This is a genomic window from Nocardia sp. NPDC058666 (assembly GCF_042714895.1).
GTDB lineage: Bacteria > Actinomycetota > Actinomycetes > Mycobacteriales > Mycobacteriaceae > Nocardia.
On sequence record NZ_JBHXRY010000003.1, the window covers coordinates 100,238 to 117,831 of the forward strand.

19 protein-coding genes are annotated in these 17,594 nt (G+C 66.4%); 6 read left to right on the forward strand and 13 right to left on the reverse strand.

Going from position 1 to position 17,594, the window contains the following annotated elements:
- Nucleotides 1–8: 8 nt before the first annotated feature.
- Nucleotides 9–935 carry a metal-dependent hydrolase gene (locus ACFWVD_RS09955; RefSeq protein ID WP_379241659.1) on the reverse strand — a complete coding sequence of 309 codons (927 nt, stop codon included), beginning with the start codon at nt 933–935 and terminating at the stop codon, nt 9–11.
- A gap of 111 nt (nt 936–1,046) precedes the next feature.
- On the opposite strand from ACFWVD_RS09955, the gene ACFWVD_RS09960 reads away from it, so the two are divergent.
- Nucleotides 1,047–1,649 carry a TetR/AcrR family transcriptional regulator gene (locus tag ACFWVD_RS09960; protein WP_379241660.1) on the forward strand — a complete coding sequence of 201 codons (603 nt, stop codon included), beginning with the start codon at nt 1,047–1,049 and terminating at the stop codon, nt 1,647–1,649.
- 30 nt (nt 1,650–1,679) lie between these two features.
- Here ACFWVD_RS09960 and ACFWVD_RS09965 read toward each other — a convergent pair whose 3' ends face one another.
- On the reverse strand, nt 1,680–2,492 hold the full coding sequence (locus ACFWVD_RS09965) for an SDR family oxidoreductase (RefSeq protein ID WP_379241661.1): 813 nt from the start codon (nt 2,490–2,492) through the stop codon (nt 1,680–1,682).
- Nucleotides 2,493–2,495: 3 nt separating this feature from the next.
- Nucleotides 2,496–3,275: a crotonase/enoyl-CoA hydratase family protein gene (locus ACFWVD_RS09970; protein ID WP_379241662.1), complete on the reverse strand. Its 780-nt coding sequence runs from the start codon at nt 3,273–3,275 to the stop codon at nt 2,496–2,498.
- 244 nt (nt 3,276–3,519) lie between these two features.
- On the opposite strand from ACFWVD_RS09970, the gene ACFWVD_RS09975 reads away from it, so the two are divergent.
- Nucleotides 3,520–3,939 carry a YciI family protein gene (locus ACFWVD_RS09975; RefSeq protein WP_379241663.1) on the forward strand — a complete coding sequence of 140 codons (420 nt, stop codon included), beginning with the start codon at nt 3,520–3,522 and terminating at the stop codon, nt 3,937–3,939.
- Nucleotides 3,940–3,945: 6 nt separating this feature from the next.
- Nucleotides 3,946–5,220: an RNA polymerase sigma factor gene (locus ACFWVD_RS09980; protein WP_379241664.1), complete on the forward strand. Its 1,275-nt coding sequence runs from the start codon at nt 3,946–3,948 to the stop codon at nt 5,218–5,220.
- Between the two features lie 32 nt (nt 5,221–5,252).
- Here the strand turns inward: ACFWVD_RS09980 and ACFWVD_RS09985 are convergent, their stop codons facing one another.
- Nucleotides 5,253–6,050, reverse strand: coding sequence for an LLM class flavin-dependent oxidoreductase (locus ACFWVD_RS09985; RefSeq protein ID WP_379241665.1), 798 nt, complete (start codon nt 6,048–6,050; stop codon nt 5,253–5,255).
- A gap of 105 nt (nt 6,051–6,155) precedes the next feature.
- Between ACFWVD_RS09985 and ACFWVD_RS09990 the strand changes: the two genes are divergently transcribed.
- Nucleotides 6,156–7,514, forward strand: coding sequence for an MFS transporter (locus ACFWVD_RS09990; RefSeq protein ID WP_379241666.1), 1,359 nt, complete (start codon nt 6,156–6,158; stop codon nt 7,512–7,514).
- A 108-nt stretch (nt 7,515–7,622) separates the two neighbouring features.
- Here ACFWVD_RS09990 and ACFWVD_RS09995 read toward each other — a convergent pair whose 3' ends face one another.
- Nucleotides 7,623–8,099, reverse strand: coding sequence for a nucleoside deaminase (locus tag ACFWVD_RS09995; RefSeq protein ID WP_379241667.1), 477 nt, complete (start codon nt 8,097–8,099; stop codon nt 7,623–7,625).
- A 315-nt stretch (nt 8,100–8,414) separates the two neighbouring features.
- On the opposite strand from ACFWVD_RS09995, the gene ACFWVD_RS10000 reads away from it, so the two are divergent.
- Entirely contained in the window at nt 8,415–8,603 is a 189-nt protein-coding gene (locus ACFWVD_RS10000; RefSeq protein WP_379241668.1) for a hypothetical protein, read from the forward strand.
- 10 nt (nt 8,604–8,613) lie between these two features.
- Nucleotides 8,614–8,931 carry a hypothetical protein gene (locus ACFWVD_RS10005; protein WP_379241669.1) on the forward strand — a complete coding sequence of 106 codons (318 nt, stop codon included), beginning with the start codon at nt 8,614–8,616 and terminating at the stop codon, nt 8,929–8,931.
- Between the two features lie 27 nt (nt 8,932–8,958).
- On the opposite strand, the gene alc is transcribed toward ACFWVD_RS10005, so the two are convergent.
- The 8 genes from alc to ACFWVD_RS10045 are packed head-to-tail and all read right to left on the reverse strand — an operon-like array spanning nt 8,959 to nt 17,587.
- Nucleotides 8,959–9,993: an allantoicase gene (gene alc / locus ACFWVD_RS10010; RefSeq protein ID WP_379241670.1), complete on the reverse strand. Its 1,035-nt coding sequence runs from the start codon at nt 9,991–9,993 to the stop codon at nt 8,959–8,961.
- A gap of 10 nt (nt 9,994–10,003) precedes the next feature.
- Nucleotides 10,004–11,182, reverse strand: coding sequence for a glycerate kinase (locus tag ACFWVD_RS10015; RefSeq protein WP_379241671.1), 1,179 nt, complete (start codon nt 11,180–11,182; stop codon nt 10,004–10,006).
- Nucleotides 11,179–12,981: a glyoxylate carboligase gene (gene gcl, locus ACFWVD_RS10020; RefSeq protein WP_379241672.1), complete on the reverse strand. Its 1,803-nt coding sequence runs from the start codon at nt 12,979–12,981 to the stop codon at nt 11,179–11,181. The genes ACFWVD_RS10015 and gcl overlap by 4 nt, the downstream gene beginning before the upstream one ends.
- A 2-nt stretch (nt 12,982–12,983) precedes the next feature.
- Nucleotides 12,984–13,871, reverse strand: coding sequence for an NAD(P)-dependent oxidoreductase (locus ACFWVD_RS10025; RefSeq protein ID WP_379241673.1), 888 nt, complete (start codon nt 13,869–13,871; stop codon nt 12,984–12,986).
- The gene (locus tag ACFWVD_RS10030) at nt 13,868–14,662 is read right to left on the reverse strand and encodes a hydroxypyruvate isomerase family protein (protein WP_379241674.1); all 795 of its coding nucleotides are present in this window, start codon (nt 14,660–14,662) and stop codon (nt 13,868–13,870) included. Before ACFWVD_RS10030 ends, ACFWVD_RS10025 begins: the two co-directional genes overlap by 4 nt.
- Entirely contained in the window at nt 14,659–15,039 is a 381-nt protein-coding gene (locus ACFWVD_RS10035) for a gamma-glutamylcyclotransferase (protein ID WP_379241675.1), read from the reverse strand. Before ACFWVD_RS10035 ends, ACFWVD_RS10030 begins: the two co-directional genes overlap by 4 nt.
- Nucleotides 15,040–15,072: 33 nt before the next feature.
- Nucleotides 15,073–16,140, reverse strand: a complete 1,068-nt coding sequence (locus ACFWVD_RS10040; protein ID WP_379241676.1) for an XdhC family protein — start codon at nt 16,138–16,140, stop codon at nt 15,073–15,075.
- 4 nt (nt 16,141–16,144) lie between these two features.
- On the reverse strand, nt 16,145–17,587 hold the full coding sequence (locus ACFWVD_RS10045) for an NCS2 family permease (protein WP_379241677.1): 1,443 nt from the start codon (nt 17,585–17,587) through the stop codon (nt 16,145–16,147).
- Nucleotides 17,588–17,594: the final 7 nt, after the last annotated feature.

Consider the following 17,594-nt stretch of genomic DNA (forward strand, 5'->3'; position numbering starts at 1 on the left):
GGTACCTTCTACGAGCTGACGGAATCGGCGGTGTACCAACGGGTTACGTCATAGCCGTCGTCATAGCGACGGAACCATTGGTCGGCCAGTGCGGGCAGAACCTCGTGCTCGGGGTTGTGTCCGGGCATCTGACTGCGTGCGATACCGACCATGGCTACGAGTTGTTCGCGCAGGCTCAGATCATCGAAAGCGCGTGGCATCGTGCCGTTTTCGGCGGGACGAAGCCACGGCAGCCACCGTCGCAGCATCTGCTGGTTGCGGTACATCGCGAACATCGACATCGCATCGACCTCTCGATCTTCCAGCGGCACATGCTCGTTGAAGCCTTCACAGGCCACGCGGATCACTCGCATCACATGCCGGAAGATCGGCAGCGCCACCCGCATGCGATACAGCTCGCTGTCGACCACCGAGTTGAAGATGATCAGCGCGGAACTGCGGTGTTCGACCTCTTCCACGAAATGCCAGATGAACAGCGACGCCACCCGATCGTCGCCGGGGGCGAACAGGGTCGCGTCGTTGTCGAGCATCAGCTTGAACACCGGCGTGAACGTGGCCTCGAGGTCGGCGGTGTAGGCCAGGCGGTACTTCACCGGGGTTTCGGCGGTGAGCTTGTCGAACTCGCCGATCACCGCGTCCAGGGTCTGCTGCAGACCCGGATACCGGCGGATCAACGCCTTCACATGCTGGCGGTGCGCGTTGGAATGCTGACCCTCCTGGCGCATGAACGCATCGGCCTCCGCGGCCACTTCCGGGTCGGTGATCAGCGGCTTCGCCTGCGTGATCAGCTGCACGATCATCTTCTCGAAGCCGATCGCCAGGAACGACACGGCATTGGCCATCGACGAGAACGCCGGGTTGCGCGGGTTCCACAGAAACGGCACGTCGTAGTCGGCGAACGCGAAATCCATTTTGCGAACGTGAAGTTCGGTCACGGGAGCTACCTCATCACTCGATTGATGAGGCAATCATACGAACAAGTCCTCGCGTGTATGATTGCTTTCGCGGAATTCGCCCTGACCTGGGCTTGTGCTACCGTCGGGCCGGTGGCGCGAAGACGTGGATGGGGCGGTAGTCCACCGGCGGACGATGCGGAGGCCGCGCGCCGAATCATCGCTGCCGCAGTGGAACTCATCGGCGCGACCGGTGCGGAGATCAGCATCGCCGACGTGGCGGAATCGCTGGGCGTCATCCGCCAGACCGTCTACCGGTATTTCCCCAGCGCCGACGCGCTCATGACCGCCGCGGGCATCGCCTCGGTCGACGATTTCCTCGACCGCCTGACCCGGCACGTCAGCGGCCGCACCGACCCCGTCGACGCGATGACCGAGGCCGTGGTCTTCACCCTCACCGACGTCCGCCGCACCCCCCACCTGGGCATTCTGCTATCGAGTTCGTACGCCAACGCCCATCCCGACAGTCTCACGTCCGCGGAATCGCAGGCTTTCGGCATGACGATGATCCGCCGGTTCGACGTCGACTGGGGCGCACACGGTTACGACGAACCCGCCCTGCGCGAACTCGTCGAGTACGTCCTGCGCACGATGCAGTCGTTCTTCCTGTCGCCGGGCGACCCGCCACGGTCCGAGGAGGAACTGCGCCGGTACCTGCGTCGATGGATGGGGTCAGCGATCAGCGCGCAGCACTGACGATCCGAATCGGTTGGGGCACTGAATGATTCAGTGGTGGTTCGAGCACAGATCGTCGAGGGCGGTGTCCACGTCCGGGCCGGTCAGGCTGTGCCTGTTGCTGCGCATGACCAAGCGCAACGGCCTCGGACAGTCTTGGACCGCGGACAAGCGATCAGTCGCCACGATGCGAGCCGGTGCGGCGAGCCGGTCGCGGACTCGCACCATCAGGTCGTAGCGGCTCAGTGTTTCCGCGCCCGCGATGTGCACGACGCCTGATTCGTCGGCGAGCTGCTCGAGCGCCGGTGCCAGCGCCGGCAGGTACAGCGGATTGCAGACGATATCGGTGCGCGCGGCGATCTCCGGCGTCGCGAAGCGGGCCAGGAATTTGTTCGACAGCGGGCTGCGTCCGTAGACCAGCGGCAGGCGCACCACCAGGTGACGGTCGTGCGCGAGCACCAGATCCTCGGCGGCCACTTTGGTTTCGCCGTAGACGTTGATCGGTGCGCGCGCGGCGGTTTCGTCGTAGTGATCGTGGGTGCCGTCGAAGACATTGTCGGTGGACAAGTAGATCAGCTTCGCACCGCCGATCGCGTCGAGCAGGGGCGCCATCGGTGCGACGTTGGCCGCAAACGCGGCCGCCGGATCGCGTTGCGCCGCACCGAGATCCACGACACCGGCGGTGTGGATCACCAGGTCGAATCCCTGTCCGACCAGTGCCCGCACCGCATCGGCGTCGGCGAGATCCACCGGGGTCAGGCCGTGCCCGCCCCGGCTGGTCCCGACGACCTCATGGTGTGCGGCGAAGTGCGCGTGCAGCGCGCTACCGACGAAACCGGAGGCGCCGAGAACCAGGATCCGCATCGGTCAGCGCGCCTGCCAGTTCGGCTTGCGCTTCTGCGCGAACGCCATGCCGCCTTCGCGCATGTCCTCGGTCGCCGCGACGGCCATGATCTCGCGGTTGGTCTGGTCCCAGGCGGCGTCGTCGGCGAGCTTGCCGTCGATGATGCCCAGTGCCACCCGCTTGCTCGCCTGCACCGCCAGCGGCGCGTTCTCCGCGATCCGACCGGCCAGTTCGAGCGCGGCATCGAGCACGTCGGCGGCGGGCACGACCCGGTTGATCAGGCCCAGTGCCAGCGCACGGGCCGCGGTGATCGGCTCGCCGGTCAGGATCATCTCCATCGCGATCTTGCGCGGCAACTGCTCGGGCAGTCGGAACGCGCCACCGGCCGCGGCGAACAGTCCGCGCGCGACCTCGGGCAGTCCGAAGGTGGCGGTTTCGGCGGCGACGGCGAGGTCGCTGGCCAGCACGAGTTCGGTACCACCGCCGAGCGCGAAACCGTTCACCGCCGCGATGGTCGGCTTGCTGATCGGGTGCCGCACGTACCCGGCCAGACCCCAATCCTCGTGTCCCGCAGCGAGAATCGACTCGCCGCGGCTCAAAGCCTTCAGATCCGCGCCCGCGCAGAACGCTCGCTCACCCGCACCGGTGAGGACCACCGCGCGGATCTGCGGATCGGCCTCGGCTCGCTCGAGCGCCTCGCCGACGCCGGTGCTCAACTCGGCGTCGACCGAATTCATGGCCTGCGGCCGATTCAGCACGATCACGAGCACATGCTCGCGTTGCTCGACGAGAACTGCGCTCACGAGTGACTCCTTCTGTTCCTGCCTGTCTACATGACAAACCTTCTCGATCTGTATCACGCCACACGATCGTGGATACCCGAATCGGGTCTTTCACGGCCACACGCCAGGCCCGTTGGTCGTAGGCTGCCGGGTACTCGTGAAAAGAATTTTCGGCCTGGTGTCGATTCGCACCGGTGCCCGTTCGACCTAGGGATGAACGCAGGGCCCGGCACGCGGGCCCACACCGATCCGAGGAGACGAAACCATGAAGTACATGCTGATCATGCGCGCCACCGACGAAGCCTGGGCCGCGATGGCCGACGTCGACTTCAACGACATGCTCGAGACCATGGGCAAGTTCAACGACGAGTTGATCAGCGCCGGGGTGCTGGTCGCGGCCGAGGGACTCGACGACGCTGCCGAGAGCGTGGTCGTCGACTACTCGTCGGAACCGCCGGTGGTCACCGACGGACCTTATGGAGAGACGAAAGAGCTGTTCGGCGGATTTTATATCCTCAACGTAGCTTCCAAGGAAGAGGCGATCGAGTGGGCCAAGCGCATGCCCGTTGTCGTACCCGGCACCAAGACCGAGATCCGCCGAGTGCCCAGCATCGATGAGTTCCCGCAGGACAACAAGTGGATCATGGAGGAGCGCGCGTGGCGTGAAGCCACCGGCCAGCTCTGAACCGTGATGACCGAGCACACCGGCCGTGAAGCGGTCGCTGCCGTCTGGCGAATCGAATCGGCTCGGATCGTCGGCGCGCTCGCGCGGTACACCGGCGATTTCGCGATGGCCGAGGATCTCGCCCAGGAAGCGCTGGCGGAGGCGTTGGTGACGTGGCCGCGCGATGGCGTGCCGCGTCAACCGGCCGGGTGGTTGCTCACTGTGGGGCGGCGGCGCGCGATCGACGCGTTCCGCCGCCGCGCGGCGCTGGACGACCGGTATGCGGCGATGGCTGCCGACCTGGACGAAGGCGGTTCGCTCACGGGTGGCGAACCCGTGCCAGCGGCTCAGATTCTGTGGGATCCCGACCAGATCGACGACGACGTGCTGGCGCTGATGTTCATCTCGTGCCACCCGGTTCTCTCGCGAGAAGCACAGTTGGCCTTGACATTACGTGTGGTCGGCGGCCTGACCAGCGACGAGATTGCCAAGGCCTGCCTGGTGCCCACCGCGACCGTGCAGGCCAGGATCACGCGTGCGAAGAAGACCCTCGGCGCGGCGAAAGTCGCGTTCGAGGTGCCGCCGACGGCCGAGCGCAAAGCCCGGCTCGGTTCGGTGCTCGGGGTGATCTACCTGATCTTCACGGAGGGCTCGTCGGCCAGCGCCGGCGACGATCTCATCCGCTTCGACCTCGCAGGCGAAGCCCGACGACTCGCGCGCGTGCTGGCCCAGCTGATGCCCACCGAACCCGAGGTCTACGGCCTGCTCGCGCTGCTCGAACTGACCTCGGCCCGGTTCCCGGCGCGCACCGGTCCCGACGGTGAGCCGGTGTTGCTCGAACAGCAGGATCGCCGCCGTTGGGACCGCTCGGCAATCGTGCGAGGACGGGCCGCGCTGGTCAAAGCCGGTGCGGTCGGTCGCGGTCTCGGTGCCTACGGTCTGCAGGCTTCGATCGCCGAATGTCACGCTGTCGCACCGTCTGTCGAGCAGACCAACTGGGATCGGGTGGTGCTGCTGTACGAAGCGCTCGGCCGACTCGCGCCCTCGCCGGTGGTCGAATTGAACCGGGCGGTGGCGGTCTCGATGGCGAGCGGTCCGGCCGCCGCGTTGCCGATCATCGACGAGTTGGCCGCCGCGGGCGAACTGGCCACTTCGCACCTGCTGCCGAGTGTGCGCGGCGAACTGCTCACCCGCCTCGGCCGCACCGACGAAGCCCGGACCGAACTGACCGAGGCGCATCACCGGTGCGGCAACGAGCGCGAACGTGCGGTACTGGCGCGCAAACTCGACGCCCTGGGCTGAATCCTGTTGTCGAGCAAGACAATTCGATAGGCTCAGCTCGGTCCGCGCCGAACACGAGCGATCGCCTCGGCGCGAGTGCAGATCATCGGCAGTTGCGCCAACCACCAGGTGGTGCCCGCGCGTTCGTACGCGTCCCGGTCCTTGTCGGTCGGCGCCGCCACGACCACGTCGAATCCGTCCAGGTCACCGCGATGTTCGGCGATGATCGACAACATCTGCACCAACTCGTCGGGTGTCGCCTCCGGACACAGCCCGTCGTAGCGCGCCGCACGACGCAACGGCCCCTGATGCAGCGACTGCGCGGCGACCCAAATGGGGATGCGCGGGCGTTGAACCGGGCGGGGCAGGAACCGCAGGCCGTCGACTCGGTTGTGGGGGCCGTCATGGTGAACGACCTCGCCCGACCACAACTCGGTGATCACCGTGAGCGCCTCGTCGAGACGTTGCGCCCGCTCACGAGGCGCACCCACCTCGCCGAGCCGGGAGAACTCCCCGGTCGAATCAGAGCCCAAGCCGACGCCGAGGTCCAGCCGCCCGTCGCTGAGCAGATCCAACGCCACGGTTTCGCGCGCCACATCCTGCGGCCGCCGCCGTGATAGTGGCGTCACGCGCGGACCGAACCGCAGGCGGGTGGTCGCCGCGGCGATCGCGGCCAACCCGATCCAGGTGTCGCCCACGGCCAGATCCGGTTCCTCGGGCCTGACGATGTGGTCCCAGACGAATATTCCGTGAAAGCCCGCCGCCTCCGCTTCCGCGGCGATCTCGGCCAGTACGCGCGGGTCGGCGAGTTCGCCGAACGGCGCCAGATATACCCCGTGTCGAAGGCTCATCTTCGCAGTGTAGAGGCCACAAAGGCGGTTCTTCGCGCGGTCGTAACGTTTGTCGGCAAAGGGGTCGGGTACCCGTGAAAGGCGACGACGAGAGGGTGTTGTGGGATGGCAGAGGAATCGAAATCGGTGCTGCACCGGGCAATCGGTGCGTCGGCGATCGGTAATGCGGTCGAATGGTTCGACTACGGTGTTTACGCCTATCTGGCGACCTATATCGCGAAATCGTTGTTCCCCGGCGACGGGGAATCAGGGCTGGTCTACACGCTGCTCGGGTTCGCGGTCTCCTTCCTGATCAGGCCGGTCGGCGGCATGATCTGGGGCCCGCTGGGTGACCGGATCGGACGCAAGAAGGTCCTGGCGACCACGATCATTCTGATGGCCGGATCGACAATGGCTGTCGGTCTGATTCCCAGTTTCGAAACGATCGGCATCGCGGCGCCGATTCTGCTCTACGCGCTGCGCATGATCCAGGGACTTTCCGCCGGCGGCGAATACGGTGGCGCGGCGACATTCATGGCCGAATGCGCACCCGATCGCAAACGCGGCTTCTATGGAAGTTTCCTAGAAGTCGGCACATTGGCCGGTTTCACGCTCGGAAACCTGGTCGCGCTGCTGCTGGTGAATGTGCTCGACGACGCGACCATGGATTCTTGGGGGTGGCGCATTCCGTTCATGGTCGCCGGACCGCTGGGCCTGATCGGCATGTACCTGCGCAGCCGGGTGGAGGAATCCCCGGTCTTCCTCGAAGTCGAACGCCAAGACGACACCGAGGAGACGGTCGGTGTCTACCGCGACCTGGTGACCAAGTACCTGCGCCCGGTGCTGACCCTGTTCGGCCTGGTCATCGCCCTGAACGTCGTGAACTACACGCTGCTGAGCTACACCCCCACCTACCTGGGGTCCACCCTCGGCATGAAGGAGTCCGACGCGCTGCTGGTACCGCTGATCGGCCAGATCGCCCTGCTGTGCCTACTGCCGTTCCTCGGTGCGCTGTCGGACCGGATCGGGCGCAAGCCGATGTGGATGTTCTCGTGCGCGGCCATGATGATCGCGGTGATCCCGGTCTACCACCTGATCGGCTCGTCCCTCACCGGCGCGATCGTCGGCTTCGCCATCCTCGGCCTGCTGTACGCCCCGCAACTGGCCACGATCTCGGCCACCTTCCCCGCGATGTTCCCCACGATCGTGCGCTTCGCCGGGGTGGCGATCGGGTACAACATCGCAACCTCCATGTTCGGCGGCACCGCACCGGTGGTCAACGAGGCACTGATCGGCGCGACCGGCAACGACATGATCCCGGCCTACTACATGTTCGGGGCGTGCGCGGTCGGGCTGATCGCATCGTTCTTCCTCATCGAGACCAAGGGGATGTCGCTGCGCGGAACGCAGGTGCCGGGCACGCCCGAGGCGATCGAGGAGCAGAAGGAGTTGGGCGAACCGGAGGAGTTCGTCGCGGTGAAGTAGACCGTCCACCAAGGGCGCGGCGTCGATCAGGCGCCGCGCCCCTGCTGTGTTCTAGGCCTTCGCGGCACCGTTGAGTCAGCCCTGCGATTCAGGCACGATCTCGCGCGGTTAGGCCTTCGCAGCCGCTCGGAAGACCGCCAGAGCTTCCTCGCCGAGATGCGGGCCGCTGACCTGCACGGGGACGTTCGACGTCGCGACCAGGTCGGCGCAGGTGAGGGCGAAGCTCGGGCCGCCGGGCACGATCGGGCCGAATTCGGCTGCGGCAGCAGCGAACACGATCCGGCCCACCTGCGCCCACACCATCGCGGCGGCGCACATCGGGCAGGGTTCGCCGCTGGCGTAGACGGTGGCGCCGCGCAGGTCCTCGGCGTGGCCGGCCGCGGTGGCCAGGGTGATCGCGACCAGTTCGGCGTGGGTGGTGACGTCGCCGGTGGTGTTCACCGCGTCCACGCCCTCGGCGAGCACGGTGCCGTCCCCGCCGACGACGACCGCGCCGAAAGGACGGTCGCCCAGCGCCAGGGCGTGCCCGGCGAGGTCGATGGCGCGTCGCAGGTGGGTGATGTCGTTATCGGTGAGTTCGCTCATGAGTTGAGGTTCACTTCCGTTCCGATGCCGTTGGCGCGGGAAAAGGCGGGCGCCTTCCCCGGCTGTCAATGATGGCTCATGCCCTGGGCGAGTTGCGCTCGGCAGGCCTCCCGAACATCACCGGCGCGGCGGGGTATCAGGTCACGGGCGTATAAGGAAATGATCTTGACCAGCAACGATCGTAATGCCCGGGATAGAATAGTGTGCGTCCCAAAGATCTGTGTCTGAGCTGTCGATGTTGGAGGCGAAGGGCTCCAGCCTCACTGAATGCGCAAGCCACATCCACGTTGGTGAAGCACTCGAAGGAGCAGCAATATGAGGACCAAGATCGTACTCGCGAGCTTGTTCGCCGCGTTCCTCGCCATATTCGGGATTGCCGAAGCCGCCGCTCCGGCGCAGGCCATGAGCATCAACTGCTACCCCACAGCGAACGCACCCGTCGGCATGACCGTGCTCTGTATCGTCGTCCATGACGCCAACAGCGTCGAGCACTTCTTCGCTTGAGGTGAGGACAATGACAAAGATACTGCGAATGCATCAGTTTCCGCAGTCCGAGCAACTCCCGGACCGATCATGGCGTGCCTGGTATGTCGGGCTGGATTTGTCTGTGAATGCGCCGACGCGCGAGGCCGCCGAAACCGCTCTGCGCGAGGAATTCCAGCGCCGATCCGCTGACCCAGAGCTGCACCGTCAACTCGCCGAACTCGCGCAAAGCAACCTGCTCGATCCCTCCCCACCAGCCGGGATCATCACGGAGATGATTACCCAAGAGCAGTACCAGGCGCGCATTGCCTCGGCTCTGGACGAACCTGGCGGCGAAATCATCAGATGACCGCCATGAATGCCCGAGGCTAGATAGTCACTTCTCGCGGGGAGTCAGCCAGCGGTAGTTCAGCTTTCGTTCTGCGGCGGGGGTGAAAGTGCCGAGGATGCGCAGGCGGGCGAGGCCGCCGTCGGGGTAGATGTCGACGCGTACGTGGGTGGCGGGGCGGCGGGGGGTGTTCGGGAGGCGGAAGCGGTGGGGGGTGTCGGGTTGTAGGGGGGTTTTGGGTAGGAGATCGAACCAGGCGGGATCGTCGAGTGGGGGTAGTGGTTCGTCGCCGTGGTGATCGATGCCGACGACGCGGGCTGATCCCGGGGCGTTGAAGAGGAGGTTGGTGGTGTCCAGTTCGATCATTTCTGGGAAGCCTTGGGCGGCGAGACGGATTGTGGCCCAGTCGTTTCCGGTGTCGCGGCGGCGGGCGGTTTCCCAGCCTTCTGCTTGGTTGCGGGCCAGGCCGGGGGCGAGCATGTTGTCGGGGGCGGAGTAGAACATGTCGGAGCAGGCCACTGCGCGGGCGCCGTTGGACAGGGCGGCCAGGTCTACGGTGAGTCCGGTGAGCAGGGCCGGGTCCGGTACCACTTCGCCGTGGACGCGCAGGCGGGCGATGCCGCCGTCGGGGTGCATGTGCAGGCGCACGTGGGTGAAGATGCGTTCGTCCGAGACCGGGAACTCGTGCTTGGCGTCGCCGCCGATCGCGCTGCGCGGGACGATGTCCACCCATTGCGCGGCGCTCAGCTGCTGCACCGATGGGTAGCCCGATGCCCGGCAGGCCTGCACCGAAATATGGGGCGGGTAGTTGCCTTTGAACCAGGCCGTGTCGACGACGACGCCGCGGATCACCCCGGACATGCCGAGTCGGATGATGGCCCAGTCGTCGCCTGGACCACGGTGGCGGCGGGTTTCCCAGCCGTCGTATTCCTGCCCCTTCGGTCCGAAGGTGTGGGCCTGGAAGCGCGGTTCCCACGGGTTGATGAGGTTTTCGCGCTCTTCGAAGGATTCGTCGCTGGCGGCGATCACGCTCGCGCGATTGCTGCGCAGGGCCAGGTCGGGCAAGCTGGTGAAGTCTGACATGTGTTCTCTCTCAACGGTTGTCGGTAACCAAGTGGCGCTTGTCTGCCAGCCAGTTCTGGGCGATGTCGCGCGCGACCTGTTCCAGCAGCGGGCCGGCCTCGGTCATACAGATCTGCGGATCGGGTTCGATATCGGTCAGTGCGTAAGCCTGCTCGATATGGGCCCGCCGCAGCTGCTGGTCGGACAGCGAACACTGGCCGGCGACCGCGACCACCGCGGCCCCTGCGGCCGCCGCGGCCCGTGCCACCCCGACCGGTGCCTTGCCGTGCAGGGTTTGCCGGTCCAGGCAGCCTTCGCCGGTGATGACCAGCCGGGCGCCCGCCACCTGTTCGGCGAAACCGAGCTGCTCGAGAACGAGCTCGATGCCGGGTCGAACCTGCGCATCGAGGAAGGCCAGGGCGGCGTAGCCGACGCCACCCGCGGCCCCCGCGCCGGGCCGGTCCACGACATCCACGTGCAGATCACGCCGCACGATCGACGCGAAATGGGCCAGGCCCCTTTCGAGTTCGTCGACATCGGCGGTCCTGGCGCCCTTCTGCCGTGCGTACACATTCGCCGCACCGCGCACTCCGAGCAGCGGGTTGTCGACATCGGAGGCGACCGTCACCGGCACGCGGATCATGGCACTGGCATCGATGCGGGCCAGCTTGCGCAGCGACCCACCGCCGGGCGGCAGCTGGTGCCCGTGCTCGTCGAGGAAGCGGACGCCCAGCGCGGTGAGCATCCCGGTCCCGCCGTCGGTGCACGCACTGCCGCCGAGTCCGAGCACGACCCGTCTGGCGCCGCGCTCGACAGCGGTCTTGATCAGCTCACCGGTGCCGATACTGCTCGCGGTCAGCGCCATGGTGGCGTCGGGCTTGCCCGGATTCAGGTGCAGGCCGGAGGCTTGCGCGAGCTCGATGACGGCGGTGTGGTCGCGGATCGCGAACGACGCGACGACGCGAGCACGGCCCGGGCCGCGCACCGTGGTCGACAGTCGAGCGAAACCCGACTCCACTACCGCGTCGACGGTCCCGTCCCCGCCGTCGGCCACCGGCATGATCACCACCGGAACATCCGGCCGCTGCTGTCGAAGACCCGCCGCCAGGTGCGCGGCCACCCGCGCGGCCGTCAACGAGCCCTTGAACTTGTCGGGTGCGAGCACGCAATGTCCTGCACGCCACTGCTTTCCGGCCGCGACCGACGTCACTTGCCGCCTCCGACCGGTTCGGGTTCGGAGATCGGTGCGATCGCGGTCGGCGCGTCGGCGGCGGAGTCGGCCATGTCCTCGAACTCGGTGATGTTGTCGATTTCCAGGCCCATCGACACATTCGTCACCCGCTCGAGGATGACCTCGACCACCACCGGCACCCGGAACTCGGCCATCAGCTTCTTCGCGTCTTCCAGGGCGGGTCCGATCCACGCCGGGTCATTGACGCGGATTGCCTTGCAGCCCAACCCTTCCACCACTTTGACGTGGTCGACGCCGTAGCCCTTCAGCTCGGGGCTGTTGATGTTGTCGAAGTCGAGCTGGACGTAGTAGTCCATCGAGAAGTTCCGCTGCGCTTGGCGAATCAAGCCCAGATACGAATTGTTCACCAGGACATGGATATAGGGGATGTTGAACTGCGCGCCCACGGCCAATTCCTCGATCAGGAACTGGAAGTCGTAATCGCCCGACAGCGCGACCACGGTGGCATCGGGGAGCGCGGTCGCCACACCCAGTGCCGCGGGCACCGTCCAGCCCAGCGGTCCGGCTTGGCCTGCGTTGATCCAGTGTCGCGGTCGGTACACGTGCAGCAGTTGCGATGCCTGGATCTGGGACAAGCCGATGGTGCTGACGTAGCGGATGTCGGGTCCGAATGCCCGGTTCATCTCCTCGTAGACCCGCTGCGGTTTGATCGGCACAGTGTCGAAGTGGGTCTTGCGCTGCCCGAGCCGCTTTCGGGCGCGCACCTGACCGGCCCACTCGCCGCGGTCGGTGAGTTCGCCTGCCGCCGCGAGTTCCCGGGCGACCTCGACGAACATCGCGAGTGCGGCGCCCGCGTCCGAGGTGATGCCGAAGTCGGGCGCGAACACCCGGCCGATCTGCGTCGGCTCGATGTCGACGTGCACGAAAGTGCGTCCCTGCGTGTAGGTGTCGACACCGCCGGTGTGCCGGTTGGCCCACCGGTTGCCGATGCCGAGCACGAAATCGGATTCCAGCAGGGTGGCATTGCCGTAGCGGTGCGAGGTCTGCAGGCCGACCATGCCCGCGTGCAGTGCGTGATCGTCGGCGATCGTGCCCCACCCCATCAGGGTCGGCACCACGGGAACGCCGGTCAGTTCGGCGAATTCGACGAGCAGTTCGGCGGCGTCGGCGTTGACGATGCCGCCGCCGGCGACGATCAGCGGACGTCGCGCCGCGTTGAGCATGCGGATCGCCTTCTCAGCTTGCGCCCGCGTCGCGGCGGGGCGATGCACCTCGAGCGGGGTGTAGGTGTCGATGTCGAACTCGATTTCGGCTAGTTGCACATCGATCGGCAGGTCGATCAGCACCGGGCCGGGACGACCTTCCCGCATCACCCGGAATGCCTTCTGGAAGGTGCCGGGGACCTGCGCCGGTTCCAGGACGGTGACGGCCCACTTGCTGACCGGTGCCGCGATCGAGGCGATGTCGACGGCCTGGAAGTCTTCCTTGTGCAGTTTGGCCACCGGCGCCTGACCGGTGATGCACAGAATCGGAATCGAATCCGCACTGGCCGAGTACAACCCGGTGATCATGTCGGTGCCGGCGGGACCCGAGGTGCCGATGCAGATGCCGATATTGCCCGCGGTGGCGCGGGTGTACCCCTCGGCCATATGCGATGCGGCTTCCACGTGGCGGGCGAGCACGTGCTTGATCCCGCCGTGGGCCTTCATCGCGCTGTAGAAGGGGTTGATCGCGGCTCCTGGGAGGCCGAAAGCCTGGGTGGCCCTTTCTTTTTCCAGGATCAGGACGGCGGCGTCCACGGTGCGCATGCGTGCCATGGTCAGCCCTGCCCGTCTGTCTCGGTGCGCCCGGACAGCGTGTCCGCGACGAGTAGTAGCGCCGAATGGTCCAGTGAGCCGTAGCCCATGGCTCGTGCCGCGGCGATCAGCTGGGCGGTCAGCGCGCCCATCGGGATCGCCACCTCGGCCTGGCGGGCGGCCTGCACGATGATGCCCATGTCCTTGTGGTGCAGGTCGATGCGGAATCCCGGCACGAAGCTGCGTGCCAGCATCGACTCGCGTTTGAGCTCGAGGATCTTGCTGCCCGCCAGACCGCCCGCGAGCACATCGAGGCCTTTCGCCGCGTCCGCGCCGAGGTTCTCCATCAGCACGATCGCTTCGGCGACAAGGGCATACGTGCCACCGACCACCAGCTGATTGGCCGCTTTGACGCACTGGCCCGCACCGTTGCCACCGACCAGTGCGACGGTCTTGCCGACCGCGCCGAAGATGGGCCGCGCGGCCTCGAAATCGGCTTCCGCGCCGCCGACCATGATCGACAGCGCCGCGTTGACCGCGCCGGTTTCACCGCCGCTGACCGGGGCGTCGAGGACCCGAAGACCCTTCTTCGCGCCCTGTTCCGCGGTCCAGCGTGCGGTCTGCGGGGTGATGGTGGAGAAATCGATGTACAGCGTCCCCGGGTTCGCGTGTTCGAGGATGTCACCGAAAACCTGCTCGACGTGTTCGTCCTGGGGCAGCATCGTGATGACGATGTCCTTGTCGCGCACCGCTTCCGCCGCGCTGCTCGCAGCCGCGCCGCCTGCTGCCTTCAACTTGGCCGGGCCCGTGGTGCCGATGTCGTAACCGGTGACATCGTGTCCGGCCGCGACAAGGTGGGCCGCCATCGGGCTGCCCATGATCCCGAGTCCGATAAATCCGATCGTGCTCATGTGATCCAGTTCCAATCCAGTTCGGGGTCTTTGTATTCCAGGCCGATCCAGCCGTCGTAGCCACTGGCGGCGAGGGTGTCGAAGAGTGCGGGAAAGTCGAGTTGGCCGGTGCCCGGCCTGCCGCGGCCGGGATCATCGGCGATCTGGACGTGGCCGATGTGCGGCGCGTAGGTCCGGATCACCTCGATGAGGTTTTCGCCCATCCTGGACAGGTGGTAGAGGTCGCACAGGAACCGCACATTGGGTTCGCCGGTCTGCTCGATGACCCGCACGGCGTGCGCGGCGCTGACAATCGGATAGTGCGGCGACTCGTAGAAATTGAGCGCCTCCAGCAGCACGGTGGCGCCGATGCGGTGTGCGGCCTGCGCGGCGATGCGCAGGTTCTCGAGCGCGAGTTCGTCCTGCTTCTCCGGGGATTCGCCGCCGATCCTGTTGCCGTAGAGGGCATTCAGCGCGCGGCAGCCGGTACGGTCGGCGATCCCGACGGCCACGTCGATGTTGTCCCTGAACCTGGTGACTTCGCTGGGAACTGAGACCAGGCCGCGACCCACGGGGATCAGGTCGATGAAGTTCAGGCCGACCAACTCGACGCCGGCATCATCGATCGCACGGACGAATTCGTCGATCTCCTTGTCGCCGGGTGTGGGATTGTCCCCGAACGGCCACCAGAATTCGACCGCGTCGAATCCGGCGCGCTTCGCCGCGGCCGGGCGCTCGAGCAACGGCAGGTCGGTGAACAGGATCGAACAGTTGACATCGAATTTCGGGCGATTAGATCCGTAGGTGTTCATTCGGCTCCTTGGCGATATTTCTGCCAGCTGCCGACCGCGGTGATGTCGATCAGCTCCGGGTACGAGGTGGGGGGTCGCCGCAGCACCATGGACAGCACCGATCGGCCGTCGTCCAGTTCGATGGCGCCGAGTTCCAGTTCGGGCGGCTCGGCGGGCAGCAGCGAACTGCGCAGCACGTCCAGGGACACATCGAACAGTTCGCCCGCGATCGATCCGCCGCCGTCACCGGCGGGATCGAGGCCGGGGAACCGGTCTCCGACGGAGAAGAATCGGTAGCGTGGCGCGGTTCGCACTTCGCCGGCGAACGGCGCACCGCCGAGCAGGTGATTCAGCGGCCCGCCACGCATCGCGGAACCATTCAGAAATATCAACGGCATGATCGGTGTCCTTTGTTCGATACTTCGTGACCTTCACCGGACCGGGAGCAAGTCCCGGTGGATCGGGCCGTTACTGATGGCCAGCGGTCGGGTCGAGCCGCCGCGGCGCACCGCGACGATCTCGGCGGCCACGGCCACCGCGGTCTCCTCCGCCGTGCGACCCCCCAGATCCAGGCCGATCGGCGAATGTAGTTGGGCCAGTTCTTCTTCCGAGACGCCCGCCGCGCGCAGTCGCGCATTGCGTTCCTCATGGGTGCGACGCGAACCCATCGCCCCCACGTAGGCCACGGGCAGCCGCAGCGCCACTTCCAGTAGCGGGATGTCGAACTTGGCGTCGTGGGTCAGCACACACAGCACGGTGCGCGAATCCACCTGTGTGCCGGCGAGATAGCGGTCGGGCCAGTCGACGACGACCTCATCGGCGTCGGGGAATCGGGCGCGGGTGGCGAACACCGGCCTGGCATCGCAGACCGTGACGTGGTAGCCGAGGAAGTGTCCGATGCGAGCGACCGCGGCGGCGAAATCTATGGCGCCGAACACGATCATGCGCGGGGCGGGCACGTGGGACTCGACGAAGACCACGCGTTCACCGGCACCACAGCCCATCACCAGCCGGCCCGTCGATCCGGTGTCGAGCATCGCCCGCGCTTCCGCGACGATCACCTCGTCGAACGCCGCACCCAGCGTCCACCAGGTACCCAGCGCCATCGCCTGCCCGGTGCTCAGGTCCCGTACCAGCGCGACAGCCTCGGTGGATTGCAGTACTGCCGCAATGGTTCCGTGGTGCTCGGGGGTGATCGGCGCGATGAACACTTCGAGCTCACCGCCGCAGGTCAGACCTACGGCAAAGGCGTCTTCGTCGCTGTACCCGAAGGTTTCGCGGATCGCTACACCGGTGCGCAGTACCTCGCGACAGAGCTCGTACACCGCGCCTTCGACACAGCCACCGGAGATACTGCCGATGACAGTGCCTTCGGCGTCGACGGCAAGGGTGGCGCCGGGCGGCCGAGGTGCGCTGCCGGTGACACCGATGACGGTGGCCACGGCATAGGACTTGCCCGCCGTATGCCAGCGCAAAAGTTCTGTCGCGAGGTCGCGCATCGTCCTATCCGCCCAACATCAGTTCGATGGCCGAGATGCCGAAATAGCCCACGAACACCAGCGCGACAACCCAGACCAGCCAATGGATTTCACTGAACTTGCCGCGCGCGGACTTGATCACCACGAAGGCGATGAGCCCGGCACCGACACCATTGGTGATCGAGTACGTGAACGGCATCAGCACGATCGTCACGAAGGCGGGCACCGCCACCTCCAGATCGGCCCAGTCGATCTTGCGGGCCTGTGTCATCATCAGCGCGCCGACCAACACCAGCGCCGGCGCGGCGGCCTGGATCGGCACCACCGCGGCAAGCGGAGTGAAAAACACTGCGAGACAGAACAACCCACCAGTCACGATGCTGGTCAATCCGGTACGAGCGCCCTCACCGACACCCGTCGCGGATTCGACATAGACCGTGTTTCCCGCGCCGCCGCTGACTCCGCCGACGATCTGCGCGAGCCCGTCGACGGTGAGCACCTTGCCGATACCGGGCATGGTGCCCTGCTCGTCGACCAGCTCCGCCTCGTCACAGACCCCGAAAACCGTGCCCATGGCGTCGAAGAAGCCGGTCAGCACCAGGGTGAACAGCACCACGCCCGCGACCAGGCCGCCGGCCTGGGCGAAGCCGCCGAGCAGGTCGATGCTGAACATCAGGTCGAAATCGGGCGCGGAGAACAAGCCGTCCGGTGCCTGCGGAACGACAGGGCCCCAGGTGGCGGGGTCGATCGTGGCAAGGGAGTTGACCGTGATGGCCAGGACCGTGGCGATGATGATGCTGATCAGGATCGCGCCGGGCACCTTGCGGATGAACAGGGCCATCATCACCAGCAACCCGACCACGAAGATCACCACCGGCCAGCCCGACAGGTGACCGTTGGCGCCCAGCCCGACCGGCGGACCGGTCGGCGAGCCGTGGCCGACCACCCCGGCCGCGACCAGGCCGATCATCGCGATGAACATGCCGATCCCCACGCCGATGGCGTTCTTGAGACCGATCGGAATGGCGTTGATGATCATCGTGCGCAGACCGGTGGCGGCGAGCACCACGATGATCGCGCCCATCAGCACGATCAGGCCCATGGTCTGTGGCCAGGTCATATGCGGCGCGGCCTGGAAGGCGACCACCGGCACCACGCCCAGGCCCGCGGCCAGCGCCAGCGGCACATTGCCGACTACGCCCATCAGGATGGTGCTCAGTCCCGCGGAGAACGCGGTGGCCGTGGTCAGTGCCGCGATGCTCAGCTTGTCGCCGTTGACATCGGTGACACCGCCCAGAATGAGCGGGACCAGCACGATGACGTAGGCCATCGCGATGAAAGTGGTGATGCCGCCGCGGATTTCGCGGGAAGCCGTGGTCTTGCGTTCGCTGAGCCGGAAGAACCGGTCCAGTGCGGACCTGCGGGCAACCGGTTCCGGTGCGCTGGGTTTGGTTTGAATTTGGGTCATGGCGAGC